General features: G+C 65.4%; 23 protein-coding genes. 8 read left to right on the top strand and 15 right to left on the bottom strand.

Annotated elements, in window-relative coordinates; all coding sequences use genetic code 11:
* Positions 1-4 precede the first annotated feature (4 nt).
* The gene (locus J7I92_RS00835) at positions 5-565 is read right to left on the bottom strand and encodes a carboxymuconolactone decarboxylase family protein (RefSeq protein WP_214836027.1); all 561 of its coding nucleotides are present in this window, start codon (positions 563-565) and stop codon (positions 5-7) included.
* 255 nt (positions 566-820) lie between these two features.
* The gene (locus J7I92_RS00830; protein WP_214836024.1) at positions 821-1156 is read right to left on the bottom strand and encodes a hypothetical protein; all 336 of its coding nucleotides are present in this window, start codon (positions 1154-1156) and stop codon (positions 821-823) included.
* Positions 1157-1446: 290 nt separating this feature from the next.
* Between J7I92_RS00830 and clpB the strand changes: the two genes are divergently transcribed.
* Complete coding sequence (clpB, locus tag J7I92_RS00825) at positions 1447-4104, top strand: ATP-dependent chaperone ClpB (protein WP_214836020.1); 2658 nt, start codon at positions 1447-1449, stop codon at positions 4102-4104.
* Positions 4105-4107: 3 nt separating this feature from the next.
* Here the strand turns inward: clpB and J7I92_RS00820 are convergent, their stop codons facing one another.
* Positions 4108-4866 (bottom strand): septum formation family protein, encoded by a 759-nt coding sequence (locus tag J7I92_RS00820; protein WP_214836018.1) that lies wholly within the window; start codon positions 4864-4866, stop codon positions 4108-4110.
* 280 nt (positions 4867-5146) lie between these two features.
* Here J7I92_RS00820 and J7I92_RS00815 point away from each other — a divergent pair, with 280 nt between their 5' ends.
* Positions 5147-5380, top strand: coding sequence for a DUF3073 domain-containing protein (locus J7I92_RS00815; RefSeq protein ID WP_055802618.1), 234 nt, complete (start codon positions 5147-5149; stop codon positions 5378-5380).
* A gap of 179 nt (positions 5381-5559) precedes the next feature.
* Here J7I92_RS00815 and J7I92_RS00810 read toward each other — a convergent pair whose 3' ends face one another.
* Entirely contained in the window at positions 5560-6369 is an 810-nt protein-coding gene (locus J7I92_RS00810; protein ID WP_214836016.1) for an alpha/beta fold hydrolase, read from the bottom strand.
* A gap of 278 nt (positions 6370-6647) precedes the next feature.
* On the opposite strand from J7I92_RS00810, the gene J7I92_RS00805 reads away from it, so the two are divergent.
* A complete protein-coding gene (locus J7I92_RS00805; protein WP_214836014.1) occupies positions 6648-7511 on the top strand; it encodes a VOC family protein in 864 nt (287 codons plus the stop codon).
* Here J7I92_RS00805 and purM read toward each other — a convergent pair.
* The 8 genes from purM to J7I92_RS00765 form a co-directional block, all read right to left on the bottom strand.
* Positions 7508-8668 (bottom strand): phosphoribosylformylglycinamidine cyclo-ligase, encoded by a 1161-nt coding sequence (gene purM, locus J7I92_RS00800; protein WP_214836012.1) that lies wholly within the window; start codon positions 8666-8668, stop codon positions 7508-7510. The two genes, J7I92_RS00805 and purM, sit on opposite strands and share 4 nt — an antisense overlap.
* The gene (gene purF, locus J7I92_RS00795) at positions 8665-10338 is read right to left on the bottom strand and encodes an amidophosphoribosyltransferase (RefSeq protein ID WP_214836008.1); all 1674 of its coding nucleotides are present in this window, start codon (positions 10336-10338) and stop codon (positions 8665-8667) included. Before purF ends, purM begins: the two co-directional genes overlap by 4 nt.
* A gap of 47 nt (positions 10339-10385) precedes the next feature.
* Positions 10386-10736, bottom strand: coding sequence for a hypothetical protein (locus J7I92_RS00790; protein ID WP_214836005.1), 351 nt, complete (start codon positions 10734-10736; stop codon positions 10386-10388).
* 134 nt (positions 10737-10870) lie between these two features.
* Positions 10871-11212, bottom strand: coding sequence for a hydroxyisourate hydrolase (uraH, locus tag J7I92_RS00785; protein ID WP_214836001.1), 342 nt, complete (start codon positions 11210-11212; stop codon positions 10871-10873).
* Positions 11209-11706, bottom strand: a complete 498-nt coding sequence (uraD, locus tag J7I92_RS00780; RefSeq protein ID WP_214835998.1) for a 2-oxo-4-hydroxy-4-carboxy-5-ureidoimidazoline decarboxylase — start codon at positions 11704-11706, stop codon at positions 11209-11211. The genes uraH and uraD overlap by 4 nt, the downstream gene beginning before the upstream one ends.
* A gap of 332 nt (positions 11707-12038) precedes the next feature.
* Positions 12039-12851, bottom strand: a complete 813-nt coding sequence (locus J7I92_RS00775; RefSeq protein ID WP_214835995.1) for an IclR family transcriptional regulator — start codon at positions 12849-12851, stop codon at positions 12039-12041.
* Between the two features lie 100 nt (positions 12852-12951).
* Positions 12952-14208, bottom strand: a complete 1257-nt coding sequence (locus J7I92_RS00770; protein WP_214835992.1) for an aminopeptidase P family protein — start codon at positions 14206-14208, stop codon at positions 12952-12954.
* A 58-nt stretch (positions 14209-14266) separates the two neighbouring features.
* On the bottom strand, positions 14267-15664 hold the full coding sequence (locus J7I92_RS00765) for an MFS transporter (protein WP_214835990.1): 1398 nt from the start codon (positions 15662-15664) through the stop codon (positions 14267-14269).
* Between the two features lie 397 nt (positions 15665-16061).
* Here J7I92_RS00765 and J7I92_RS00760 point away from each other — a divergent pair, with 397 nt between their 5' ends.
* The 4 genes from J7I92_RS00760 (at position 16062) to J7I92_RS00745 (ending at position 20551) form a co-directional block, all read left to right on the top strand.
* Positions 16062-16358: a hypothetical protein gene (locus tag J7I92_RS00760; RefSeq protein ID WP_396020332.1), complete on the top strand. Its 297-nt coding sequence runs from the start codon at positions 16062-16064 to the stop codon at positions 16356-16358.
* A 73-nt stretch (positions 16359-16431) separates the two neighbouring features.
* The gene (locus J7I92_RS00755) at positions 16432-17571 is read left to right on the top strand and encodes an S-(hydroxymethyl)mycothiol dehydrogenase (protein WP_214835988.1); all 1140 of its coding nucleotides are present in this window, start codon (positions 16432-16434) and stop codon (positions 17569-17571) included.
* Positions 17568-18188: an MBL fold metallo-hydrolase gene (locus tag J7I92_RS00750; RefSeq protein WP_214835986.1), complete on the top strand. Its 621-nt coding sequence runs from the start codon at positions 17568-17570 to the stop codon at positions 18186-18188. Before J7I92_RS00755 ends, J7I92_RS00750 begins: the two co-directional genes overlap by 4 nt.
* Positions 18185-20551 (top strand): FdhF/YdeP family oxidoreductase, encoded by a 2367-nt coding sequence (locus tag J7I92_RS00745; protein ID WP_214835984.1) that lies wholly within the window; start codon positions 18185-18187, stop codon positions 20549-20551. Before J7I92_RS00750 ends, J7I92_RS00745 begins: the two co-directional genes overlap by 4 nt.
* Here the strand turns inward: J7I92_RS00745 and J7I92_RS00740 are convergent.
* Entirely contained in the window at positions 20548-22704 is a 2157-nt protein-coding gene (locus J7I92_RS00740; protein WP_214835982.1) for a glycogen debranching N-terminal domain-containing protein, read from the bottom strand. The two genes, J7I92_RS00745 and J7I92_RS00740, sit on opposite strands and share 4 nt — an antisense overlap.
* Before the next feature lie 130 nt (positions 22705-22834).
* Here J7I92_RS00740 and J7I92_RS00735 point away from each other — a divergent pair, with 130 nt between their 5' ends.
* Positions 22835-23224, top strand: coding sequence for a hypothetical protein (locus J7I92_RS00735; RefSeq protein WP_214835980.1), 390 nt, complete (start codon positions 22835-22837; stop codon positions 23222-23224).
* Positions 23225-23269: 45 nt separating this feature from the next.
* On the opposite strand, the gene J7I92_RS00730 is transcribed toward J7I92_RS00735, so the two are convergent.
* Both J7I92_RS00730 and J7I92_RS00725 read right to left on the bottom strand, forming a co-directional pair.
* The gene (locus J7I92_RS00730) at positions 23270-24376 is read right to left on the bottom strand and encodes an RNA polymerase sigma factor (RefSeq protein WP_214835978.1); all 1107 of its coding nucleotides are present in this window, start codon (positions 24374-24376) and stop codon (positions 23270-23272) included.
* Positions 24377-24893: 517 nt separating this feature from the next.
* Positions 24894-25244, bottom strand: coding sequence for a DNA-directed RNA polymerase subunit alpha C-terminal domain-containing protein (locus J7I92_RS00725; RefSeq protein ID WP_251039323.1), 351 nt, complete (start codon positions 25242-25244; stop codon positions 24894-24896).
* Between the last annotated feature and the right edge of the window lie 233 nt (positions 25245-25477).

The raw sequence follows: 25477 nt of genomic DNA, 5'->3' as shown, positions 1-25477 counted from the left end.
TTGCCTAGCCCTGCGGCTGTTTCTGCGGTTCGGGCTGTTCGTGAGGCCCAGGTTGTTTGTGCGGCTCCGCCTGGTCCTTTGCTTCACGGCGCACGGGGTGCTGGCTGGTCATGGACACACGGTTGAACGCGTTCATGGTGATCACCAGCCAGCTCACGGCCGAATATTCGGCCGTATTCAGGTGCTGCCGGGCGTAGGCGTCCTCCCGTTCACGCGTGTGGGCGTCGGGCAGGGTGGTGATTGACTCCGCAAGGGCGAGGGCCGCGCGTTCCTTGTCCGTGAACAGGGCAGTGTCCCGCCAGGCGGACAGCACGGCCAGCCGCTGTGTGGATTCGCCCTTCTTGATGGCGTCGGCCACGTGCATGTTCAGGCAGTAGGCGCAGCCGTTGATCTGCGAGATGCGGACGTTGAGCAGTTCGGTGAGCGCCCTGCTGATGCCGGCTTCGTCGGCGGCTTCCCGTGCCTTCAACCCCAGCCCGTTCAGCGCCCGCCACACGGAAGGGCTCTCCTTGTCCAGAAAGATGTGCTTGGTGGTGGGACTGCCGGCGTCGGTATTGTGGTCCATGGGCCCACAATACCGATCCGCGAATGACAGGATTTGTCATTGTCGTGACATCTCCACGAAGTCGTTGTAGTGTTTTCAACGGATCGTCGGCGCGCCTCGCGGCGGACGGCGGTCCACCAAAACGAGGTTGTAGCGTGGGGCTCCGTAGCGGGGGTGAGCGGAGAGCCACACCAGCAGGAGGGCGGTTCCTTGGGGGAACCGCCCTCCTGCACGTTGCGGGCCCGGTCCAATCACGCCGGTGGCCGGCCCCCGGACTCACATTCCTGGTATGTCCAGTGCCTCGTAGACCTGGACGCTTGCGCCGGGCAGCATAAGGTGCGGGTGGCCGTCGAGAAGTGCCAGGGCGCCGTCCATGTCATCCGCCTGCAGCACGCTGTAGCCGCCAACGTTGGTTGCCGAGTCCGACGTAGCTGATGCGGTCACTTCCTTTCCTGCGCCGAGCGGCGTCCCGACGTCGACTATGCCGTCACCTGCCTTGTCCGCCCATTGCGTCCACGCCTTCATGCCTTCCTGTGCTGCTTCGGGCGTGCTCTCCGCCATCAGTTCCTGTGCTGACCGTGTCGCGACGTACAGAACTACGAACTTCTTCATGAGGATCCTCGTCTCGGTGGGTGCTGATTGTTGGGCAACTGGCACATTTGCGGTGCCCTCGGCCGCCGGGCATCCTTGGGCAGTGTGGCCGCCCAAGGCAAAAGCGTAGGGTGAAAGCGCTCCCTGCACCACAGGTTCGGGTGAGGAATTGCTTCGGCCTATCGCCGGGGCCGATCGTCCCTAGACAGTCATTTCGCCGTGGGCAAACATTGAACTTAAGGTGTCATTCTCAAACTTGAGCGTTGTACACTCAACTTTAAGAGTTGATCTATACCCGAAAGGAGCTCTCTTTGGACGCCAAGTTCACCACCAAGAGCCAGGAGGCTCTTTCGGCGGCAGCAATGAACGCCTCAACGGCAGGAAATCCGCTGGTTGAGCCGGCCCATCTCCTCAAAGCGCTGATGGACCAGCGGGAGGGCGTCGCCGTCGCCCTTTTGCGTGCCACCGGAGCCGATCCGGATGCCGTCAGCGTCCAGGCCAGCACCGCCATCAAGGCGCTGCCTGCCTCCTCCGGCACTTCCGTGCAGCAGCCCCAGCTGTCCCGCCCCGCCCTGCAGGCCCTCCAGAACGCCCAGAACGAGGCCGACAAACTGGGGGATACCTTCGTCTCCACCGAGCACCTGTTGCTGGGCCTCTCCGCGGGCAGCGACGCCGTTGGAAAGCTAATGCGCGACGCCGGCGCCTCCCATGAGGCCCTGCTCGCCGCACTGCCGGGTGTCCGCGGCGACCGGAAGGTGACCAATGCGGACCCGGAGAATACCTTCCAGGCGCTGGAGAAGTTCGGAACGGACCTGACTGCAGTCGCCCGTTCCGGCAAGCTGGACCCCGTGATCGGCCGCGATGCCGAAATCCGCCGCATCATCCAGGTACTGAGCCGCCGCACCAAGAATAACCCCGTGATCATCGGCGAGCCGGGCGTCGGCAAGACCGCCGTCGTCGAAGGCCTGGCCCAGCGGATCGTGGCGGGCGACGTGCCGGAGAGCCTGCGCGGGAAGACGCTGGTCGCCCTGGACCTCGCCTCGATGGTGGCCGGGGCCAAGTACCGCGGTGAGTTCGAGGAGCGGCTCAAGGCCGTCCTGGAGGAGATCAAGAGCTCCGAAGGCCAGATCGTCACGTTCATTGACGAGCTCCACACCGTGGTGGGAGCCGGTGCTTCGGGCGACAGCTCCATGGATGCCGGCAACATGCTCAAGCCCATGCTGGCCCGCGGCGAGCTGCGCCTGATCGGCGCCACCACCCTGGACGAGTACCGCGAGAACATCGAAAAGGACCCCGCGCTGGAGCGCCGCTTCCAGCAGGTCTTTGTGGGCGAGCCGAGCGTGGACGACACCATCGGCATCCTCCGCGGCCTGAAGGAACGCTACGAGGCCCATCACAAGGTGTCGATCGCCGACTCCGCCCTGGTCGCGGCGGCAACGCTTTCCAACCGCTACATTTCCGGACGGCAGCTGCCGGACAAGGCGATCGACCTCGTGGATGAGGCCGCGTCCCGGCTGCGCATGGAGATCGACTCCGCGCCCGAGGAAATCGACCAGCTGCGCCGCCAAGTGGACCGGCTGACCATGGAAGAACTCGCCCTGCAGGGTGAAACCGACGCGGCCTCGATGGAGCGCCTTGCTGCCCTGCGGGCGGACATGGCGGACAAGAAGGAAGCGCTGTCGGCCCTGAATGCCCGCTGGGAAGCCGAAAAGGCCGGCCTGAACCGCGTGGGTGACCTCCGCGCGAAACTGGACGAATTGCGCTCGACGGCGGACAAGGCACAGCGCGAGGGGGACCTGGAAACGGCATCGCGGATCCTCTACGGCGAGATCCCCGCACTGGAACGCGAACTGAACGCCGCCGCCGAAGCCGAAGCCGCCGTGTCGGACAAGTCATCGCAGATGGTGGCCGAGGAAGTCACGGCGGACGACATTGCCGAGGTGATCTCCGCCTGGACCGGCATCCCGGCCGGCCGCATGCTGCAGGGCGAAAGCCAAAAGCTGCTGCACATGGAAGGGGAACTCGGCAAGCGGCTGATCGGCCAGAAGAAGGCCGTCACTGCCGTGTCCGACGCAGTCCGCCGGGCCCGTGCCGGGATCAGCGACCCCAACCGGCCCACCGGCTCCTTCCTGTTCCTGGGACCCACCGGCGTGGGCAAAACGGAGCTGGCCAAGGCGCTCGCGGACTTCCTGTTCGACGACGAGCGCGCCATGGTGCGGATCGACATGTCCGAGTACGGCGAGAAGCACTCCGTGGCACGGCTGGTCGGTGCACCTCCGGGCTATGTCGGCTACGAGGAAGGCGGCCAGCTGACCGAGGCCGTCCGCCGTCGGCCGTACTCCGTGGTGCTGCTGGACGAAGTGGAGAAGGCCCACCCCGAGGTGTTCGACATCCTCCTGCAAGTGCTCGACGACGGCCGCCTCACCGACGGCCAGGGCCGCACGGTGGACTTCCGCAACACGATCCTGGTGCTGACGTCCAATCTGGGCAGCCAGTTCCTGGTGGATCCCACCCTGGATGCACAGGCCAAGCGGAACGCGGTCATGGCCACCGTGAACGCGTCCTTCAAGCCGGAGTTCCTGAACCGGCTCGACGAAGTGGTGCTGTTCGATGCCCTGTCCGTGGACGAACTCGCCCGGATCGTGGAGCTGCAGGTCGCCGAGCTGGGACGCCGGCTGCACGACCGCCGGCTCACGCTGGACGTGACGGAGGGGGCACGTGCCTGGCTCGCCATGTCGGGCTTCGATTCCGCCTATGGTGCCCGCCCGCTGCGCAGGCTGGTGCAGCGCGAAATCGGCGACCGGCTGGCCAAGGCCATCCTCTCCGGGGATATCGCCGACGGGGACACGGTGCTGGTGGACACCGCGGCCGACGTCGACGAACTCACCATCGAGGGAATCGAGTCCTTGGCCAACCCCGACGGCGGCGTCCTCGCCGGCAGCGGGCTGTCCGTTCGGCGGAAGGGCTAGGCCTCAGGGGAGAAGCGACTCCATGATGACGTTGCCCTTGTCAGCCGTGACGTAGCAGTCCACCCGGCGGTCGCCCTGGTCCCAGCTTGTATCGCTGGGGTACGCGTTGCGCTGCATGAGGACGTAGTTGGCCACGGCGTCGGTCAGTCCGGCGCCCTGGCAAATCTCGCGGCCCTTCTTCCGCAGCGCATCGATGCCAGGATAGGAGTCCGATTCCGCGTAGCGGTGCACTGCGACCAGCTGCGCGGAATGCCCGGTGGTGCAGGCCACCACGCGGGATTCGGTGGCTTCGGGGTCGAAGCTCTCGAAGCAGTCACCCAGCTGGTAGTCGAGCGCACTGACGCCGTCCTGGGGAAGCTGGGAGCGGGTTGGCTGCGCAGACGGCGACGCCGACTCCGACGCGGCGGGGGCCGGCGTGGTGGGCTGGCTTTCGGACTCCCGGCTTCCGCTCGCGAGCAGCGCAACCAGCCCCCAGACGAGCAGTCCCAGCACCACCAGGGCGCCCGCCACGAAGCCGACCTTCAGTAGCGTCTGCCTTCGTTCTGCCGCCGATTTGTTGCTGGTGGGCGGGTTGTCCTTGGCAGGCTTGCCGGTGGCGTTGTCCTTGGGCAGTCTGTTGTTCGTCGGAGGGCCAGCAGGCTGCTGGACGGGAAGGCTGCTGGTCGGCGGCCGGGCAGGCGGGGGCGGAATGACCGGCGGCATTCCGCTGCCCGGGGTTGCCTTCCGGTTCCCGGCGCTGGTGCTTGTGTTCTCGTCAGTCACGTAAGGATTCACCTTCCCGGCGTCTTTTTCCTCGGCCGGCCGCCATGTCTGCAGCCGGTGGCGTGGAGTCGCTCAAACGACTCTACCGAAGAAAAACGGGGACCGGATATGGCCCGGACCAGCGCAAACGTGGCAACAGTTGCCCAGTGGTGCGAAACCGGGGAGCAGTTACCGCTGAAAGCATGTAATCTAGGTGTACGACAAATTGACCAAACATTCCGGGGCCTCACTAACGCCAATGGTGACCACCTCCGGTCCGAGTACAAAAGGGGGTCACGCCATGGGGCGCGGCCGTCAAAAGGCAAAAGCTACCAAGCAGGCTCGGGATATTAAGTACTATTCCCCGAACACTGACTACTCAGCTCTTCAGCGTGAGCTCAAGAGCACGGAGGGTCGTGCACCGAGCCGTTTCTCGAGTGAGCCGGTTGAACCGGATTATTCGGCTTATGTGGACAAGTACGCGGATGATTTGGAAGAGGACGACGACGAGGTAGACACCCGTCGCATCGGCTAGTTGTCGCCCGCTGAGCCTGCCGTCACGGCACTTAGCGGCGCGCCGCCGTCGAACTTCTCACCACCGTGACCCGTACGACGCTTCTGCTCTTCTTTTCCAGCACCCAGTGTGCTGACCTGAGTTATGAGGCCCGTGAGGCCATGCCGGATTCCGGCGTGCTCTCACGGGCCTTTCTGCTGTCAGCTGCCGTCCGCGCCTGCCGCCTGTGCACGCGCTGCGGCCTGTGCACGGCGGATCGGCATTAATGTCCGGGGCGGACCGGCAGCGGCCAAAAAGCTGAGAATGAGGCTGTTGACGGCGGCCGGCTGTTCCAGGGGCAGCCCGTGGGAGGCCCCGGGAACCACCGCCAGCTGGGCGTCAGGCAGGGCTTCGTACAGGGACACGGTGTGCGGCAGCGCGACCATGTCGTCGTCGCCCACCACAACCAGGGCAGGTCGGCTGATTCTGGCGATATCGGCCGTTGTGAGGACCGGCTCGCTACTGAACATCCGGAAACTCTTTTGCAGGACGACCTCCAGGTGCTCGGCTCCGTCAGGGGACCGTTCCGCGTAGGCCCTGCCGAGCTGCTGCGACACCGGAGATTCCGGCTCCATTTCCACTGGCATGCTGCCGTCGAAATGGTAGTTCGCACCGATGGCAACAAGCTTGTTCACCAGGTCCGGACGGCGGAGCGCGACGAGGAGGGCAATGATTCCGCCGTCGCTCCATCCGACAAGATGGGCAGGGCCGCCTACCACTTGTTCCAGTACCGCAATGGTCTCAGCCGCCATGTCCTCGTAGTGGAAGTCGGCGTCGGTGTCGGCGGTGTAGCCATGGCCGCGGCGGTCGAAAGCGATCAGGCGGAAGTGCTCCGAAAGGCCGGGCCCCATGCTGTTCAAGAGGTCATCACTGTTCCCCAGGCCGCCGTGCAGCAGCAGGAGGGGTGTGCCGCCTCCTCCGCGGTCGTCGACCCAGGTAGGGTGCCCGTTAATGTCCACGAGGCCGGCCATAGTGCACTCCGTTCCGGAAAATCTGGCTGGGACCGCACCTAATTGGCGATCCGTTTCGGGGGCTATTCTCCTCTCGAGGCCCGGCCACCACAACGAGTGTCCCTATGTCCGGCCGCGGGAATCCGGTGGGATGTTGTCAGTGTCAGTGGCCGGTACTAGGTTGGGCGTGGGCCGATTCGTCGCCCGATTTCGTCAGCGTGTCCCGTCAGGGTCCAGTAAGCGGTTCTTAGGGGATTGAGTTCGATGCCAGAAGTCCAGAGCTACAAGCAGGGCACATCATGACCGGGCGGACCACGTTTGAGGTAGGCGAAATCTGCTGGACGGACCTGCAGACCAGGGATGTGGAGGCCGCCAAATCGTTCTACGCCGCAGTGTTCGGGTGGCGCTACGAGGACCTGCCCACGCCGGACGGGCGCAGCTACTCGAAGGCGTTCCTGGGCGATGACCTCATCACCGTCATCGCACCCCGGAACCCGCAGCAGGAGGCATCCGGCAAAGCCGCTCAGTGGAACATCTACTTCGCAGCCGTAGATGCCGAGGCCATGGCGGAGGATGTTCGGCATGCGGGCGGTTCCGTGGAGTTCGGGCCGGAAGAAGTGGGGGACACCGGGACCATGGTCTTCCTGGCGCCGCCCGGCGGCGGCACCACGGGAGTATGGCAGCCGGGAACGCATACGGGTGCAGCGCGCTACAACGAACCGGGTGCCCTCTCCTGGGCGGAGCTGCTCACTCCCGAGCCGCAGGCCGCCGTCGCTTTCTTCCAGCAGCTCTTCGGGCACGAGGTCACCGAATATCCCCAGGACGACGGCGGCACGTACACCACGCTGCTGGTGAACGGCGCCGAAGTGGCGGGGATCGCCCCGCTGCCGCAGGAGGACGAGCCGGAGGAGGCCTGGGCGGAGGAGGGCCTGCGGCAGGAGGACCTGGCGCAGACCGGCTGGCAGGTGTATTTCGGCGTCTCCAGCATCGAGGAGGCAGTGGCTGCAGCGGTGGCGGCGGGCGCCGCCGTCCTCGTCGGACCGGAAGTTGAGGGTGACGGTGAGGACGAGGCCGGAAGCGTGGCCACCCTGAAGGATCCGCAGGGCGGTGTGTTCAGCGTGCTGGAGCTTGAAACGCCGAGTGCTCCGATGGGAGTTGGTTAGGCGTAGGCGTTCACCAGTCGGACTGCGCCGCCGTCAACACCCTTGGCACCTTGGACGTAGTCGGGGCCGGTCTTGACGATGGCGTCGGAGTTCTCCTCGACGGTGCCCATGATCCAGGACGGAAGGCCCCGATCGTTGAGGCGGTTCACGGCGGCGTCGGCGGCTTCCGGGGAGACGATGGCCACCATGCCCACGCCCAGGTTGAGCGTGCGCTCGAGGTCGGCCAGCGGGACGTTGCCCAGTTCCGAGACCAGCTTGAAGATGGCGGGCAGTTCCCACGTGGCGCGGTCCACGGTGGCGATGAGGCCCTGGGGGAGGACACGGGCGAGGTTGGCTGCGAGGCCGCCGCCGGTGACATGGCTGAAGCCGTGGACTGCGGCGCCGGCGGTGACCGGGAAGGTACGGGCCAGGTCCAGGCAGTCGGCGGCGTACACGCGGGTGGGTTCCAGCAGTTCCTCGCCCAGGGTGCGCCCTAGCTCGGACACCTGGCGGTCCAGTGCCCAGCCGGCGTGGTTGATGACGCGGCGGACCAGGGAGTAGCCGTTGGAGTGCAGTCCGGAGGAGGCCATGCCGATCACCACGTCGCCGGCGCGGACGCGGTCCGGGCCCAGCAGGGCGTCAGCTTCGACCACACCGGTGGCGGCACCGGCGACGTCGTACTCGTGCTCGCCCAGCAGGCCCGGGTGCTCGGCGGTCTCGCCGCCCACCAGGGCGGTCCCCGCTACGGAGCAGGCAGCTGCGATGCCGCGGACGATGTCGGCGATGCGCTCGGGAACAACCTTGCCGCAGGCGATGTAGTCCGTCATGTAGAGCGGCTCGGCGCCTACCACCACGATGTCGTCAACCACCATGCCCACCAGGTCGAAACCAATGGTGTCGTGGATGTCCATGGCCTGGGCGATGGCCACCTTGGTGCCCACGCCGTCGGTGGACGTTGCCAGCAGGGGCTTCTTGTAGGTCAGCAGCTTGGAGACGTCGTAGAGGCCCGCGAAACCGCCGACGCCGCCGATCACCGATGCATTGTGGGTTGCCTTGACGGCGTCCTTCATCAGTTCAACGGCGCGGTCTCCCGCTTCGACGTCCACGCCGGCAGAGGCGTAGGTGATCCCGGCTTTCTGGGCGGCATTCATGTCAGCAGTGGAGGATGCGGAAGTCATAGGGACTCTTTCTTGTCAGCGCCGGCGGCAGCGGCGTGTACGTCTGGCACGAGGTCGGCTTCGGTGAGCAGGTTTTCAAACTCCGAGTCCGGGCCCGGGTCGCAGCCGGTGGCGCCGGACTTCTCGGCCGGGTCCTCATGGGAGTCCACGGTCAGCGCAGCTGTCTCGCCGGGAAGCGCGGAAGGCGACGGCTTCAGACCGCCCAGGTCCCTGCGTTCCAGCAGGTTCTTGCCCAGCTTGTCCGAACCCGGGAGTTCGATCGGGTACTTGCCCGTGAAGCAGGCGGTGCACAGGCGTTCGCGCGGCTGCTGGGTGGCACCGATCATGCCGTCCTCGGAAATGTACGCCAGCGAATCGGCGCCGATGGCCTGGGAAATTTCCTCGATGGTGGCGCCGTTGGCGATCAGCTCCGCCCGGGAGGCGAAGTCGATGCCGTAGAAGCAGGGCCACTGGACCGGCGGGGAGGAGATCTTGACGTGGACGGCGGCGGCACCGGCTTCGCGGAGCATCCGGACGATGGCGCGCTGCGTGTTGCCGCGGACGATCGAGTCATCCACCACCACCACGCGCTTGCCACGGATCACGGACTCCAGCGCGTTGAGCTTGAGCCGGATGCCCAGCTGGCGCAGCGTCTGCGAGGGCTGGATGAACGTGCGGCCGACGTAGGAGTTCTTGACGAAACCGTGTGCGAACGGGATGCCGGATTCCTCGGCGTAGCCCACGGCGGCGGGCGTGCCCGACTCGGGAACCGGGATGACGATGTCCGCTTCCTGGGTGTTTTCCCGGGCCAGCTGGCGGCCCATCTCCACGCGGGATTCGTACACGGAGCGGCCCGCGATGGCGGCGTCCGGACGGGCAAGGTAGACGTACTCGAAAACGCAACCCGCCGGCGTCGGCTCCGCAAAGCGCTGGGACCGCACGCCCTCTTCGTCGATGGCGATGAACTCGCCGGGTTCGATTTCGCGGATGAAGCTGGCACCGACCGTGGCCAGGGCCGACTGCTCGGAGGCGACCACCCAGCCGCGCTCCAGCCGGCCGAGGACCAGCGGACGGATGCCGTAGGTGTCGCGCGCCGCGTAAAGGGTGCCCTCATCCATGAAGACGAAGCAGAATCCGCCCTTGATCTTAGGCAGCAGCTCAGTGGCCGTCTGCTCGAGGGACTTGCCCTCTTCACCCTCCAGCAGTGCCGTCACCAAAGCGGTGTCAGAGGTGTTGCCCTGCTTCATCTCGCCGCTGAGCTGGCCGCCGTTGCGCTCGTTGATCATGGCGTTGAGCTCGGCGGTGTTGGTCAGGTTGCCGTTGTGGGCCAGGGCCACCGTGCCCGTGGCCGTGGCGCCCAGCGTGGGCTGGGCATTGGCCCAGTGGCTGGCGCCGGTAGTGGAGTAACGGCAGTGGCCGACGGCCAAGTGCCCGGTCAGGGTGTTCAGCGTGGTCTCGTCAAAGACCTGGGATACGAGGCCCATGTCCTTGTAGACGTTGATCCGCTTGCCGTCGCTGGTTGCTATGCCAGCCGACTCCTGACCGCGGTGCTGCAATGCATACAGCCCGTAATAGGTAAGTTTTGCTACTTCTTCACCTGGTGCCCAGACCCCGAAGACGCCGCAAGCGTCCTGGGGGCCTTTTTCGCCAGGGAGAAGATCATGAGAAAGTTTTCCATCGCCGCGTGCCACTGGTCGATTATCTCACGGGATGGGGTAGGACTTTTCCGGCCGCCGGTTTATGACCGGGAGCCCGGCCCGGTGCCGCTGTCGGCGCCGTCTTCCGGGCCGCCGTCGGAATCGGTGTCCGGAACCGCTTCGACGACGGCGTGCCTGGCCCGCCGGACGCTGAGCCGGTCCAGCAGGAGGGCAGCAATGGCGCCCAAAATCACACCGCCGGCGCCGAAAAGGACCATGAAGAACCCGAAGACGGAGCTGGGATCGTAGCTCGCGTCTCCCGGCAGCGCATATGCGATGACCGCCGCCGCAATGATGCCCACGAGTCCGCCCAGTATGAGGAACGGCACGTATCTGGGCGCGCGGCGGACGGTGATATCCCGCCGCTCGGCGGGGGTGTCTTCAGAAGCCATGCCTTCTAGCCTACTGCCCCGCACCGCCCCTCCCGCCCGAGTTTTTGTCCACATAATGGCCTATAAAAGCGTTTTTGGGCGCGTTAAGTGGACAAAAACTCGTCCGGCGGGGGTGGGGGCTGCGGCGGGTTGGGTTAGCTGCCGCGGTACGTTGAGTAGGCGAACGGACTGAGCAGCAGCGGGACGTGGTAGTGCTCACCGGCGTCGGACACTGTGAACACCAGGTCCACCTCCGGGAAGAACGTGGCCGTGCCCAGGCCCTCGTAGTAAGCGCCGGTGGCGAAGTTCAGCCGGTACGTCCCGGCAGGGAGAAGCTCCGGACCAAGGTCCTTCGCCCGGCCGTCACCGTCAGTGGCGCCCGAAGCAATGAGGTTCCATCCGCCGCCGTCGCGCGCGTAAAGCTCGACGGCGACGCCGGCAGCCGGGCGCCCGGCCCCGGTGTCCAGGATGTGGGTGGTCACCTGTGAAACGGTCATTCGCTGATCACTCCTTCGAGCCGGAGCAGGGCGATTTCGCGCAGCTGCTGGGCCACTATGGCGTCTTCTTCGTCGGGGGTGTGGGTGAGGCGTTCGTGCAGTGCTGCCAGGATTTCCGGCGCGGTGCGTCCCGCGGCACGGATCAGGAACACCCGGCCGAACTTTTCCTCGTAGGCCCGGTTGCCCTCGGCCAGGGCCCCGGTCACGTCCTGGTCTGAAGGATCCACGCCGGCCTGCTCCGAGCGGGACATGGAGGCCTCGGTGGTGGCGGCGGTGGGGCGCTCCCCGATGCGCGGGTGGTGGGCCATGGCCGACTCCACCTCGTCCGGCGTGAACGGGGACGCAGCATTCCGGGCGAAGTCCAGCAAAGCCTGGCTGTTGGCGAACGGGCGGGCATCAGCGATCTGGTCTACCCAGCGCTGGACATCAATACAGGGGCGAAGTGCGGCGGTGACTTCCGCGCGGTCCGCCCCGTTGAATACGGCAAGCTCCATGCTTGATCATCCCTCGTGCAAATGCTGGCATCCATGGCGTCGGCTATGCGGAAAGGGGGATGTCCCCGCTGTAGTGGCCCGCGGCAAAGCACGGACACTACATTCCACATCATGGAACTGTTATTTCAGCATGCGTAATAGTCAATCGGAAATTTGCGGTGGATGTCAAGAGAGTACCGCACCCGGGATGACGGCCGTCTACTCCGCTAGATGTCGTGGTGGCCAACATTCCCGCGCTGCAGCGAGAGGGTCGCGTTAGACCGGCGGGATGTGAGAGAGCGTTGCGTTCGATGCGGCGGGATGTGAGAGAGCGTCGGGTTAGGGGCAGGGAGTCAGGGAGCAGGGGTTGGGGAGGCGCCGCCCAGGCGCGCAGTGACCCGGGCCGCGGCTGCCTTGCACGATTCCCCAAGGCTCTGCAGGATGTCCGGGGAGACCCGGAAGCGGGGGGCCGGGATGAGGACCGCCGCCACGATGTCGCCGCGGTGATCGTAGACGGGGGCTGCCAGGCCCACTTCGTCCAGTGAGGACTCGCCGTAGTTGATGGCCCAGCCGCGCTTGGCGACGTCGCCGAGGCGGATCAGGTAGGCCTCGAGGCCTGCGTCGTCCAGGCCCGGGTAGGAGATTTCGCCGCTGCGGAGCAGTACACGTACACGCTCAGCTGGCTCGGCGGCGAGGAAGACCTGCACGGAAGCGCTGAGGGCGTCCCTGTACCGGGCACCCAGCGGGGTGGTGTGCTTGATCTGGTGATGGCTGGCGATCTGCTCCACACACATCGACTCCGACCCGTTCCAGACCATCAAGGCACTGGTTTCGCCGGTCTGCTCCGCAAGTTCGCGCAGGACCGGGTAGGCCACGCGGCGCTCCTCGAGTTCGGCCAGCAGCGGCCCGGCGACGGCGATGAGGCCCAGGCCCAGCCTGAACCGGCGGGTTTCCGGATCGCGCTCCACCAGGTGCTCCTGCTCGAAGGTCGCCAGGATGCGGGAGACGGTGCTCTTGTGCATGCCGACGCGGTTGGCGATCTCGGTGACACCGAGCAGCGGCTCGTCGGCCGTGAAACTGCGCAGGACGGCGATGGCGTTGACGATGACGGACGTGCCCTTGGCATCGCCGTTGCTGCTGGTTTCGGGAGCTTCTGCAGGGGTCATGGTGTCCACCATCATTCCGTATGTGAGCCGAAAGCGGCGCCACGGGTTACGCGGCGCCGCTTCGGAAAGGGCAATGCCCACAGGCAAAACCGGGAAGTAGCTATGCCCCGATGATGTTGTACTCCGGACCGAACGGGAACTTGGTGATGTTCTCCGCGCCGTCCTCGCCCACCACCAGAATGTCGTGCTCGCGGTATCCGCCGGCGCCGGGCTGGCCGTCGAGGACCGTGATCATCGGCTCCATGGAAACCACCATGCCGGGCTCCAGCGCCGTGTCGATGTCCTCGCGGAGCTCCAGCCCTGCTTCGCGGCCGTAGTAGTGGCTGAGGACACCGAAGGAGTGGCCGTAGCCGAAGGTGCGGTTGGCCAGGAGGCCGTGGCCCACGTAGATCTCATTCAGTTCGGCGGCGATGTCCTTGCAGACGGCGCCGGGCTTGATGAGTTCCAGGCCGCGCTTGTGGACCTCCACGTTGATGTTCCAGAGCTCCAGCGAGCGGGCATCCGGTTCGCCGTAGAACAGGGTGCGCTCCAATGCGGTGTAGTAGCCGGAGGTCATGGGGAAGCAGTTCAGGCTCAGGATGTCGTGCTCCTGGATCTTCCGGGTGGTGGCCCAGTTGTGAGCGCCGTCGGTGTTGATGCCGGACTGGAACCACACCCAGGTGTCGCGGATTTCTGAGTCCGGGAAGGTGCGGGCAATCTCGTGCACCATGGCCTCGGTTCCGATCAGGGCAACCTCGTATTCCGTGACGCCCGCCGTGATGGCGTTGCGGATGGCTTCACCGCCGAGGTCGCCGATGCGCGCACCGTGCTTGATGACCTCGATCTCCTCGGCGGACTTGATCATGCGCTGGCGCATGGCGGCCTGGGCGACGTCCACCAGCGCCGCGGACCCGAAGGCGGCCTGGATCTTGTTCCGGTTGTCCAGCGGCAGCGAGTCGTCCTCGACGCCGAGCCGGCGCACGTTGATCCCGCGGGTGCGCAGCACTTCCTGGATCGCGTGGATGTAGTTGTCCCGGCGCCAGTCCGTGTACACGAGGTTGTCGCCGAAGCTGCGGCGCCATGGCATGCCGGCGTCGATATTTGCGGTGACGGTGACAGTGTCGTCCTTCGTGACCACCATGGCGTAGGAACGGCCGAAGTACGTGAACAGGAAGTCGGAGTAGTACTTGATCGAGTGGTAGCTGGTGAGGACGACGGCGTCCAGTTCCTTCTCGGCCATGATCCGGCGGAGCCCCGCCAGCCGGCGTTCGAACTCCGCGTCGGAGAAGGTCAGCTTTACTTTTTCGCCGTTGTTGAGGACCTTCAGTCGGTCCAGCTTGGCGACATCGTTGACGGCCTCGGTTTCGATGGTGGTCATGGGTTTATACCTTTCTTAGTGCTGAAAATATGGTGAGGAAAGAGTGAGGAAGTGCCGGTCAGTCCTGCGTGAGCGGCTTCTTCGAGGTCTCTGCGGCGAACAGGACCGCGACCAGGGAGACGACCGATGCCCCCACCAGGTACCAGCCCGGCGCCACCTTGTTCTGGGTAAGGCCGATCAGCAGCGTGGCCATGAACGGGGCAGTACCGCCGAAGAGTGCATTGGAGAGGTTGAAGCTGACGGCGAACCCGGTGTAGCGCACGCGGGTGGGGAAGAGTTCCGCCAGGAAGCTCGGGAGCGTGCCGTCGTTGAGTGTCAGCATGCCGCCCAGCAGGATCTGGATCAGGACGATCACCAGGAAATTGCCGGTGTCCAGCAGCATGAACGCCGGAACCGTCAGCAGGATGAAGAGCACCGACGCGGTAATCAGCATGCGTTTGCGACCGAACCTGTCCGACGCGATGCCCGTCAGGAAGATGAAGCCGATGTAGCTGGCCAGGGCGATGGTGGTGGCCAGGAAGGATTCCGCCGCCCCGAAGCCCAGTTCCTCCGAGAGGTACGTGGGCATGTAGCTGAGGATCACGTAGAACCCGACCGCGTTGAGGAGGACGGCGCCGGTGGCAATGATGAGCTGCTTGCGGTAAGTCCGGAACATCGCGAAGACCGGAGTCTTGACCGTGTGGTCCTCGGCGGCGAGGGCCTGGAAGGCGGGGGTGTCCTCCAGCTTGGTGCGGATGTAGCGGCCGATCAGGCCCATGGGCGCTGCCAGCAGGAACGGCAGCCGCCAGCCCCACTCGTGAAGTTGCTCCGAGGTGAGCACGGTGCTGAGGAGCGCCGCAATCAAGGAGCCGAGCAGCAGGCCCGCCGCTGTGCTCGCAGGAACGACCGCGGCGTACAGCCCGCGCTTATTGGCCGGCGCGTACTCCACCAGGAAGGCGGACGCGCCGGCGTATTCACCGGCGGCGGAGAAGCCCTGGACGATCCGGACCAAGAGCAGAAGGACAGGTGCCATCACTCCGATGCTGGCGTATCCCGGGATCAGGGCGATGCAGAACGTCGAGACGGACATGATGACGATGGAGAGCGACAGTGCTTTCCGCCGTCCCAGGCGGTCGCCGATGTGCCCCCAGACGAACCCGCCCAGGGGGCGGACGAAGAACGAGACCGCAAAGACGCCGAAGGTGGCCAGCAGGGCTGCCTGGCGGTCGGCTTCCGGGAAGAAGACCGATGAGATGGTCGCGGCGAGATAGCCGTAGACCGCGTAGTCGAACCATTCGACGAAGTTGCCGATGAAGCTGGCCGTGACCACCTTGCGGCGGGTCTCCTTGCTGACGCCGCCGGCCGGAGCTGCAGGACCGCTCAACGCGGGGTGTCCGGAGGATGCACTGCCATGCCCGCCATTCGACTCCAGGCTGACGTCTTCCGCAATGGCCGGGGAAGAGCTTTCGTTTGTCATGTTTCCACCAAAGGGTTGTGGAGTTGCAATGAATGCAACGCTGTTGCAACAAGACTAGGGGTGACCTGGCCCACAGTCAATGCTTTTCTTTCGCTGATTCGACCGACAGAGAAGAACGTGCGGCGAAGAGGGGCTGAAGGAAGCAATCCTCGTGTTGCTATAAACGGAACACGGTTGCAATCAGGAGGAGCGAGGGCGCGGTCACATATCGGGGATGGCCGTAGCACGGCTGCTATCTATTGACACCCCCATGTGATGGCTGTCATATTTTCCAGTACGCGCAAAGCGCATCGTGTTGTGTAATACGCAATTCAGCGATAGACCAGTGCGGCCCCTGGCCGCCCTATCCAAGGCAAGCCGGCGCGCGCCGCGGGTCCGCACGACGTAAGAGGAGGCTGTGCAGAATGACAGGGACGAACTACGACTACGTCATGGTAGGTGGGCGTTCGGGTGGTGCCTGCAGTGGGGCGGTGTCATCTTCGTCGGCGCAGTGGCAGTGGGCGGCGCCCTCCTCTACCGTTTGAGGATCAGGCACCACACCGGCATTCCGGCCGAACACGCCGCCGCGGTGGCCGGCCACCCGTCGTCGGGCCCGCCTGAGCAGCCGCAACCGGCCGAAAACCCGGTCCGCGCCGAAGCGGACAGGGACACGGACCAGGGCCTCGAGCCGCTGGAAGAAGATTTTGAACCGTAACGAGTCAGTTAGATTGGCAACGGATGCCGTTGCCAACGGGTCCCTCGGGACCCAGGAAAGGAACACCGAAATCATGGTTCACAAAGTAAAGGCCGTCGTAGCCAAGGAAAAGAATGCCCCGGTCTCGGTGGAAACCATCCTGGTGCCGGATCCCGGACCGGGTGAGGCGCTGGTGGACATCCTTACCTGCGGTGTCTGCCACACGGACCTGCACTACAAGCAGGGCGGAATTACTGACGATTTCCCCATCCTGCTGGGTCACGAGGCCACGGGTGTGGTCAGCGCCGTCGGTCCTGACGTCACCGACGTGGCCCCCGGCGACCGGGTAATCCTGAACTGGCGCGCCGTGTGCGGCGAGTGCCGGGCCTGCGCCAAGGGGCAGCCGCAGTACTGCTTCAACACGCACAACGCCACCCAGAAGATGACCCTGGAGGACGGCACCGAGCTTTCTCCCGCGCTGGGCATCGGAGCCTTCGCCGAGAAGACGCTGGTCGCCGCCGGACAGTGCACCAAAGTTGACGAGGACGCCGATCCCGCCGCCGTCGGGCTCCTTGGCTGCGGCGTCATGGCAGGCATCGGCGCCGCCATCAACACCGGCGAGGTCAAGCGCGGCGAATCCGTCGCCGTCATCGGCTGCGGCGGTGTGGGCATCGCCGCCATCGCCGGTGCGAAGCTGGCCGGCGCCACCACGATCATCGCGGTGGACATCGACGACAACAAGATCGAGATGGCCAAGTCGCTCGGCGCCACCCATGGCGTGAACTCCAGCAAGGAAGACCCCATCGAGGCCATTCGCGCGCTGACCGGCGGCAACGGTGCCGACGTCGTCATCGAGGCGGTCGGACGCCCGGAAACGTACAAGCAGGCGTTCTACGCCCGCGACCTCGCCGGCCGGGTGGTGCTGGTGGGCGTCCCGACGCCGGACATGAAGCTTGAGCTGCCGCTACTGGACGTCTTCGGCCGTGGCGGGTCCCTGAAGTCCTCCTGGTACGGCGACTGCCTGCCGTCACGCGACTTCCCGATGCTGGTCCAGCATTACAAGCTGGGCAACCTGAACCTCGACGCTTTCGTCACCGAGCGCATCACCATCGACCAGGTGGAAGAGGCCTTCGGCAAGATGCACGAGGGCAAGGTGCTGCGTTCCGTCGTTGAGATCCGTCCAGGCAGTGCCCGCCCGCGCACCGACGCCGCTGCAGTGGCGGCTTCCGCATGAGCGTCACCATCGAGAACCTGGTCACCTCCGGAACGTTTTCGCTCGACGGTGGAACCTGGGACGTGGACAACAACGTCTGGATCGTGGGCAACGACGACGAATGCGTGATCATCGATTCCCCGCATGACGCCGCCGCCATCATCAGCCAGGTCCGGGGCCGGAAGGTCCTGGCCATCCTGCTGACGCACGCCCACAACGACCACATCGGGGCAGCCCGCGAGGTGGCCGAAACCGTCGGCGCGCCCATCTACCTGAACCCCGAGGACCACGTCCTGTGGGAACAGGTTTACCCGGACACTAAGCCGGACCGCAGCCTCGCTGACGGCGACGAGTTCCAGGTGGGCGGCGCCACGCTGAAGGCCATCCACACTCCCGGCCACTCACCCGGCTCCACCTGCTTCCTGCTGGAATCAGAAGGAACCGTCTTCACCGGGGACACCCTGTTCAACGGCGGCCCCGGCGCCACCGGACGGTCCTACAGCGATTATCCGACCATCCTGGCCTCCATCCGCGAACGGCTGCTGACGCTGCCGGCAGAGACGGTGGTCCGCACCGGCCACGGCGACAACACCACCATCGGGGCGGAGCGGGAGACGCTGGCCAGGGTCAGCCAATGAAAGGCATCCCCAAGCTCGGCAGGCAGCCCGCCCCAGTCGCGGACATCAACGAGGACAACCTCGAAGTCCACAAGCCGAAGACCGAGGCGGCCGGGGTCAAGGCCGTGTTGGTTGCGCTGGAGCGCGCCGTGGCGCAGGCGGGTGTGTCCCGGACGGCGCAGTCGCTGCTGCGGCTGAACCAGCGCGGCGGCTTTGACTGCCCGGGCTGTGCGTGGCCGGAGTCGGACAAGAAGCGCAAGGCGGCCGAGTTCTGCGAGAACGGTGCCAAGGCGGTGGCGGAGGAGAACACCCTGCGCACAGTCGGGGCGGAGTTCTGGGCCAGGCATTCCATTGCCGAGCTGTCGGGGAAGACCGAGTACTGGCTGGGCAACCAGGGCCGGCTCAGCGAGCCGGTGGTGATCCGGGAAGGTGAGACGCACTATTCGCCGATTTCCTGGGCGGACGCGTTCGAGCTGATCGGGGAGCATATTCGGGCCAGCACACCGGACCGCTGCGTCTTCTACACCTCCGGCCGCACGGCCAACGAAACAGCATTCATGTACCAGCTGTTCGCGCGGGCCCTGGGCACCAACAACCTGCCGGACTGCTCCAACATGTGCCACGAGTCCTCGGGTTCGGCGCTGAACCCGACCATCGGCATCGGCAAGGGCACCGTTTCGCTGGATGACATCCACGACTCGGAGCTCATCTTCGTCGTCGGACAGAACCCGGGCACCAACCATCCCCGGATGCTCTCCGCGCTGAAGGAATGCAAGGACAAGGGCGGCAAGGTGGTGGCGGTGAACCCGCTGCCCGAGGCCGGCCTGTTCAATTTCAGGGACCCGCAGACGATTTCGGGTGTGGTGGGCGGCGGCACGCCGCTGGCCGACGAGTACCTGCAGATCAAGGTGGGCGGGGACCTGGCGCTCTTCCAGGCACTGGGCCACCTGCTCCTGGCGGAGGAAGAACGGAACCCCGGAACCGTCGTCGACCGTTCCTTCGTTGAGGCGCAGACTGACGGGTTCGAGGCGTACCGCGAGGCACGCCGGGAGCTGGACTGGGAGGAAACCGAAAAGGCCACCGGCCTGGACCGGCAGCAGATCGAGGACGTGGCCGGGATGCTCATGGCGTCCAAGGCCACCATCTTCTGCTGGGCCCTGGGCGTGACCCAGCAGCCGCACTCGGTGGACACCATCAAGGAAATGGTCAACGTCCTGCTCCTGCAGGGCAACTTCGGCAAGCCCGGCGCCGGCGCGTGCCCGGTGCGCGGACACTCCAACGTCCAGGGCGACCGGACCATGGGCATCTGGGAAAAGCCGAAAGAGTGGCTCCTGGAGGCCCTGGACAAGGAGTTCGGCATCGAGTCCCCGCGCGGACACGGCCACGACGCGGTCGAGTCAATGGAGGCGTTCGAACGCAACGAGGTGGACGTGTTCGTCTCGATGGGCGGGAACTTCTCCCTCGCCTGCTCGGACACCGAAACCCTGGAAGCGGGCATGCAACGGATCGGCCTGACCGTGCATATCTCCACCAAGCCCAACCGGTCCCACGTGGTGCACGGGCGCACCTCGCTGATCCTGCCCACACTGGGCCGGACGGACAAGGACGACAAGCACCCCAAGGGCGCCCAGTTCCTGTCCGTGGAGGACTCCATGTCCGTGGTCCACTCCACCCAAGGCCGGCTCCAGCCGGTCTCCGAGCACCTGCTCGCCGAACCGGTAATCGTGGCCCGGATGGCCGAAGCCACCTTCGGCCCGGACCACCCGGTGGACTGGAAGGCCATGGCCGAGGACTACGACGTGATCCGCGACCATATCGCCCGCGTCCTGCCCGGGTTCGAGGACTTCAACGCCAGGGTCCGGACCAGGAACGGCTTTGTGCTGCCCAACCCGCCGCGCGACACCCGCTCCTTCGCCACCGACATCGGCCGCGGCCGCTTCACGGTCAGCCCGCTGGAATACCTCACCCCGCCGAAGGGCCACCTGGTGCTCCAGACCATCCGCAGCCACGACCAGTACAACACCACGTTCTACGGCGTTGATGACCGCTACCGCGGCATCTCGGACGGCCGCCGCGTGATCCTGGTCCACCCCGAGGACCTGGCCGAACTCGGCTTCCAGGACCGCGACCTGGTCGACGTCGTGAGCACTTTCAGGGGCCACGACCGGCAGGCGGACAAGTTCCGGCTGGTGGCCTACCCGACGGCGAAGGGCTGCGCCGCGGCGTACTTCCCTGAGGCCAACGCCCTGGTCCACAAGGAAAACGTGGCCCGCGAATCCAACACCCCCGGGTTCAAGGCCATGTTTGTCCGGTTCGTGCCCCACGCTGCAGAGCAGCACTCTGAAAAAGCAGTTGGGATTCCGGCAGGAGCGGGGACGCCCTAGTCCTTTCCCTTCATCCGGGCCCGCTGCACCAGGTCGGCCATCCAGGGGCGTGTTCCATGATGGAACACCATGCCGTCAGGCAGTCCCTGGATGGCCGCCTCGGAGCCGGAAATGTCGATGGTAATTCGGCCGCCGGCCATGGGGGCGTTGGTGATGTGCAGGTCACCGTAGGCTTCCGGAAGCACGGGATCCATCCAGAGGCCGCCCTCGGAAACGTGCGGGTAGTAGCGCATCAGGTTCGTCACCAGGGAGATCGGCGTGGTGGCCGCCCACGCCTGCGGTGAGCACGCCGTGGGGTAGGGCACGGGGGCGGTGAAGTTTTTCCGGTCGAAGCCGCAGAACAGTTCGGGCAGACGCCCCTCCGAGTACTCGGCCGCTTCCAGCAGAGCCGTGGAGATCCGTTGTGCCTCCTCCACGAACCCGTAGCGCAGGAGGCCGGCCTGGATGACCGCGTTGTCGTGCGGCCAGACCGAGCCGTTGTGGTAGCTCGCGGGATTGTACGCACCCATGTCGGACGCCAGGGTCCGCACACCCCAGCCGCTGAACATTTCCGGGGACATCAGCCGTTCCACCACCATCGGCGCCTTGTCCTCGTCGATGATGCCGTTCCACAGGCAATGGCCCATGTTGGAAGCGCACGCATCGACCGGACGCTTGTCGCGGTCCAGCGCGATGGCATAATAGCCGCGCTCGGGTAGCCAGAACTGTTCGTTGAATTGCTTCTTCAGACGGGCCGCGCAGTCCCGGAGGTCGGCGGCCAAAGCCTCATCGCCGGCGTCGTACGCCAGCCACGACCGCGCCATGTACGCGCCGTAGACGTAACCCTGTACTTCGCACAACGCGATCGGCGCCTCGGCCATGCGGCCGTCGGCGAAATTGACGCCGTCCCAGGAATCCTTCCAGCCCTGGTTGATCAGGCCCTGGTCGTTGAGGCGCGCGTATTCGACGAATCCGTCGCCGTCGCGGTCCCCGTAGTTACGGATCCATTCCAGGGCCCGGTCCGCGTGGGGCAGCAGGGCCGCGATGGTGTCCGCGCCGAAACCCCAGCGGCTCACCTCTCCCAGCACCAGGACGAACAGCGGCGTTGCGTCGGACGTGCCGTAGTAGGCGGTCTTTCCGCCCAGTGCCAGCCCACTGGAGACATCGAGCCGGACCTCGTGCAGGATCTTGCCCGGCTCTTCCTCGCTCATCGGGTCCACCACGCTGCCCTGGCGGTCGGCGAGCGTCTGCACGGTGCCCAGGGCCAGGGACGGATCCACCGGCATCGCCATAATGGAAGCGAACAGCGAGTCCCGCCCGAACAAGGTCATGAACCAGGGTGCGCCGGCCGCCACTACGATCCGGTCCGGGTCGTGCGGATCTTCAATACGGAGCGCCCCGAGATCGTCGTAGCTGCGGCGGAGCGTCCGTTCGATGGAGCGGTTGCCCATGTGCAGCACCGGGATCTTGGACACCCAGGCCTGCCTGCGCCGGTCGCGGGGGGATGTTTCCCCGGCACCGGTATGGGCGAACGGAGCGGCCGGATCGGTGCCGTCCACCTTGGGCACCACGCTGAGCCGCGTGCTCCAGCCCCCGTGCGGCGGGATGACCGTCCGGTACGTCAGGGCATCCGTTCCGACGTCGGCTCCTGCGGCGTTGACCACGACTCCTTTCCGGACGTCCTGCCAGGCGGCCAGGATGGTCAGCGAGTCGCCGTCCGGTTGGCGGATCTCTTCCCACCGCCGTTGGATCCGGGCGTCCTTGACCTCGAACAGGTCCGCGAAATCGGATTCAACAGTCAGCTCCACCACGCACTCGGCAGCATCCGGGGAGTAGTTCCGGACGGTGATCTCCTCCAGGATTCCCGTACCAACTTCACGCAGGCGCTCCACGATCAGCGGGCTGTCCGCATACCCGTCCGAGCGGGGAACACGGCCGGCAAAAAAGGCGCGGTACGGCTCCTTCGTCTCCGCCGCCAGCGGCTCGATGGACTGACCGTTGACGGTCAGGTTCCAGCGGGACAGGATACGGGTGTCTTCAAAGAAAACCCCGTGCGGGTGTTCCGGATGGATGTCTCCGTTGGCCGAGGAAATACAGAATGATGAACCCTCCACCAGCGTGACCGTCCCGGACCCCAAAGGCCCGGCAGCTGTATCCGCGTTCCATCCGGCCATCGCCGACTCCTTCAATGGACTGGCATCGGAGAGGCAGCGCCGGGAATAACTCCTCGGTGGCCGCCTTGGTCTGTTTCATTGACGCTACGCCTAGCCGCCCGCTGATACCAGAGTGGAAGGAGGTCTGATCTTGAGGGAATCCTTTGACCTCCTTGAGCCGATGCTGAGCTGGCCTCGCGACACTCGAAGTGAACAGTTCAAGGAAGAGATCGTCCGCGCACTGGGTGGTGAAGTCCGCATGGAAAAAATTCAAACAGGGCAGAAACTGGTGGCCGATGCACTGGCCGGAGCCCTCCTGCTGGTGAAGCGAAGCCCTGAGTACAAGAGGCGGGCGCTCCACTACCTGAGGCACTCGTGGAAGATGTACTACCTCTCCCGCGCACTGGCCAAAGCCCTGGAAGACTCCTGGGAGGCCTCCAGCTGGCCCGGCGACCGGCTCCAGGTGGGTACGCGCATGTCCCGGCGGGTGGAACTGATCACCCAGCGCCTTCAGCGCGAAAACGACGCCTACGCGGGCTAGCCAGCTGAACAGGACGCTCCCGGCGGCGTGACCCTGAAGATGGCGCTATTGGGCTGAGCGGACCCCTGCCCGCAACTGCAGGTAATCCGGGGCTGTGGCTGAATGATGAACGCAACCGACGGATGTTCCATACGGGCCGCAACCACCTAGGTGGCCGGCGGATTCCAGCTCGGGTATCGCAGCGTTCGGTGCTGACGGCAGGACCATGAGGACGAGGACCGCGGCCGACGCACCTATCGTTTTCAGTCCTTGGAAGAGCGTACGTGCAACGTCAACAGACCCATTCAGGCTGTCGGCGCCCAAAGGGCAGCGGGACGGGGATGACAGGATTTCGAGGATCCGGACAGCCGTGAGTGGTGAGAGCACCGCCGGCAGGAGGCCGGGATTCAGGAGGCCTTGCATTCTGGAACGGACATGCCGCAAACCTTGGAGTGCGCGGCGACAGTTCCGGCACGTGCGGACATGTCCGTCGACTTTGCCCTGGCCTGCCACCGTGGTGCTGTCGAGGGCGGCTTCGGCCAGCATCCGCAGCATGGAGTCGCAGCCGCGGCTTTCGGAGTCGAGCAGATAAACCAGGAGATAGGCCTCTCGAAGTCCCTTGCGGGCGCGCCGGAGGAGGGCGGAGAGTGCGTTGGGGGCGACGTCGAGGAGCGGCGCGGCTTCACGCGGCTTCAGTCCTTCGATCTCGACATACCAAAGGACTTTTTGCCAACGAAGGGGGAGAGTTGCGAAGGCGTCCGCCACGAAGTCGTGCTCCTGGGAGCCGCTATGGAGAGCGTGAGCGTTCTGGCCGTCAGCCAGCTCGACGATTCGCCCTGACGGGTGCTCAGTGGACGAATGACGGTCAAATACCGCAGTGCGGACAGCCCTGAGGAGGTAAGGCCTGACCGGGCCGTCCGGCCCTTTTCCGCGTCGCATCGCGGTCAGGGATTTCAGGAATGCAGTGGCGGCGGCGTCCTCTGCATCATGTGAAGATCTGCTCAGCGCGTTGGCGTAAGCCAAAGCGGGCTCCCAGTGGGTCCTGAACAGTTCCAGAACGGCGCCGGTCTTGCCTTCCCGGCAATCCTGGACGAGCCTCGCTTCGGAGTCTGCCGCGGCGGCGCCGCCCATGCCCGCGGACGTTACGTCCTGCGGGGTCGCAGGGGCCTTCATGGACGGGAAGCTGGGTACCATAGTGACTCCGGGCGGACGCTGAATTCCTGGCGGCACGCAATGTGTTAGCGCTCACTCAATCACCTAATCAAAAGCCCAGGGCGTTTTGATCATAAAAAACATGAACAAGTCAGCGGGTGACGGCGCTGGCCCCTACTCGCGGCGGTCGGCGCCGGCCGGGTATGGTGCCTTGCTGTTCTAGTCGGACCACTCACGGTTCACTTGCTCGAACTCCCGCAGGCCCACTGATAAGGTCAGCCGCCCCTCAAGCCCTTCCGGCATACCGGACACCCCCCATTGCTACGTATGCTGATTGGTCCTCATTTTACGGGTCAGCGTTGATCCGGTCTGTCGACTGGCCAGGAGATTCCGTGCAGGAACGGCACCCCGCAGTTGCGCTCCTGCCAGCCGCCAACGGATTGCCGGCCACGATCCGTCAGTCGGCAGTCGTTCCATGAGTGTTGTTGGCCCCCGCAGCAGGCAGGGACCAGAGTGAACTGCGAAAACCTGCAAATCTTCATTGAAACCCGTCCGCCTCTTTCAAGACCGGCAGACCGGCCAACCAGGCCTGGTGATTCCGGGCATGCCGGCTGAGCGGACGCCCATACTGGAAAGCTCTTCCGGCGGCGGCGAGGTTCAGGCCTTCCCGCTTCAGGGCTTTCTCTATTTCGCTGATGCTGCCGCTCCCGAGGCCGTGAATCTCGTTCTTTAGATCCTGCCGCGAACGTGCAATCAGCTGTCCGACGGTGTTCACGCCGTGCCGGGCGAGGCCGTTGGCTGCCCGTGCAGGGAGGCACAGTTCAGAGATCGGACGAGCCAGCTGCAGCTCGATGGAACTCGGTGACAATGACCTCTGGCCATCCGGCATCACAAGAATCCTCCCGCAGTAATTTTGGACCCCGCCACGTCGGGGGAATCCACGGACTTAACCGTGCTGCCTTAACCGTGCTGCCCGGAGTCCGTGACGGACAATTGCGCGCCGGACTCCAGCGGCCCGGACGGGCAACCCCTGCAGGCGCTTTAGCAACGATTTTGGTTTCGGCGTCATGAAACGGGCTCACCCGGGGTGAATAGTGTGAGGCGCCTGAAGTGCGTTCTCGC

It is taken from the genome of Arthrobacter sp. ISL-72 (assembly GCF_018613755.1).
Classification (GTDB): Bacteria; Actinomycetota; Actinomycetes; order Actinomycetales; family Micrococcaceae; genus Arthrobacter.
The sequence above is the reverse complement of the archived record's forward strand: the minus strand, read 5'-3'. Positions and strand labels throughout refer to the sequence as shown.

Excerpts from the sequence above, each read along its gene's own strand:
- uraH (WP_214836001.1), bottom strand. The coding sequence starts at position 11,212 with ATGACCGTTTCACAGGTGACCACCCACATCCTGGACACCGGGGCCGGG.
- J7I92_RS00830 (WP_214836024.1), bottom strand. The coding sequence starts at position 1,156 with ATGAAGAAGTTCGTAGTTCTGTACGTCGCGACACGGTCAGCACAGGAA.
- J7I92_RS00730 (WP_214835978.1), bottom strand. The coding sequence starts at position 24,376 with ATGAAGGCCCCTGCGACCCCGCAGGACGTAACGTCCGCGGGCATGGGC.
- J7I92_RS00755 (WP_214835988.1), top strand. The coding sequence starts at position 16,432 with ATGGTTCACAAAGTAAAGGCCGTCGTAGCCAAGGAAAAGAATGCCCCG.
- J7I92_RS00810 (WP_214836016.1), bottom strand. The coding sequence starts at position 6,369 with ATGGCCGGCCTCGTGGACATTAACGGGCACCCTACCTGGGTCGACGAC.
- J7I92_RS00750 (WP_214835986.1), top strand. The coding sequence starts at position 17,568 with ATGAGCGTCACCATCGAGAACCTGGTCACCTCCGGAACGTTTTCGCTC.
- J7I92_RS00815 (WP_055802618.1), top strand. The coding sequence starts at position 5,147 with ATGGGGCGCGGCCGTCAAAAGGCAAAAGCTACCAAGCAGGCTCGGGAT.
- J7I92_RS00740 (WP_214835982.1), bottom strand. The coding sequence starts at position 22,704 with ATGGCCGGATGGAACGCGGATACAGCTGCCGGGCCTTTGGGGTCCGGG.
- J7I92_RS00790 (WP_214836005.1), bottom strand. The coding sequence starts at position 10,736 with ATGGCTTCTGAAGACACCCCCGCCGAGCGGCGGGATATCACCGTCCGC.
- J7I92_RS00835 (WP_214836027.1), bottom strand. The coding sequence starts at position 565 with ATGGACCACAATACCGACGCCGGCAGTCCCACCACCAAGCACATCTTT.
- J7I92_RS00770 (WP_214835992.1), bottom strand. The coding sequence starts at position 14,208 with ATGACCACCATCGAAACCGAGGCCGTCAACGATGTCGCCAAGCTGGAC.
- uraD (WP_214835998.1), bottom strand. The coding sequence starts at position 11,706 with ATGGAGCTTGCCGTATTCAACGGGGCGGACCGCGCGGAAGTCACCGCC.
- J7I92_RS00805 (WP_214836014.1), top strand. The coding sequence starts at position 6,648 with ATGACCGGGCGGACCACGTTTGAGGTAGGCGAAATCTGCTGGACGGAC.
- J7I92_RS00775 (WP_214835995.1), bottom strand. The coding sequence starts at position 12,851 with ATGACCCCTGCAGAAGCTCCCGAAACCAGCAGCAACGGCGATGCCAAG.
- J7I92_RS00725 (WP_251039323.1), bottom strand. The coding sequence starts at position 25,244 with ATGCCGGATGGCCAGAGGTCATTGTCACCGAGTTCCATCGAGCTGCAG.
- J7I92_RS00765 (WP_214835990.1), bottom strand. The coding sequence starts at position 15,664 with ATGACAAACGAAAGCTCTTCCCCGGCCATTGCGGAAGACGTCAGCCTG.
- J7I92_RS00745 (WP_214835984.1), top strand. The coding sequence starts at position 18,185 with ATGAAAGGCATCCCCAAGCTCGGCAGGCAGCCCGCCCCAGTCGCGGAC.
- purM (WP_214836012.1), bottom strand. The coding sequence starts at position 8,668 with ATGACTTCCGCATCCTCCACTGCTGACATGAATGCCGCCCAGAAAGCC.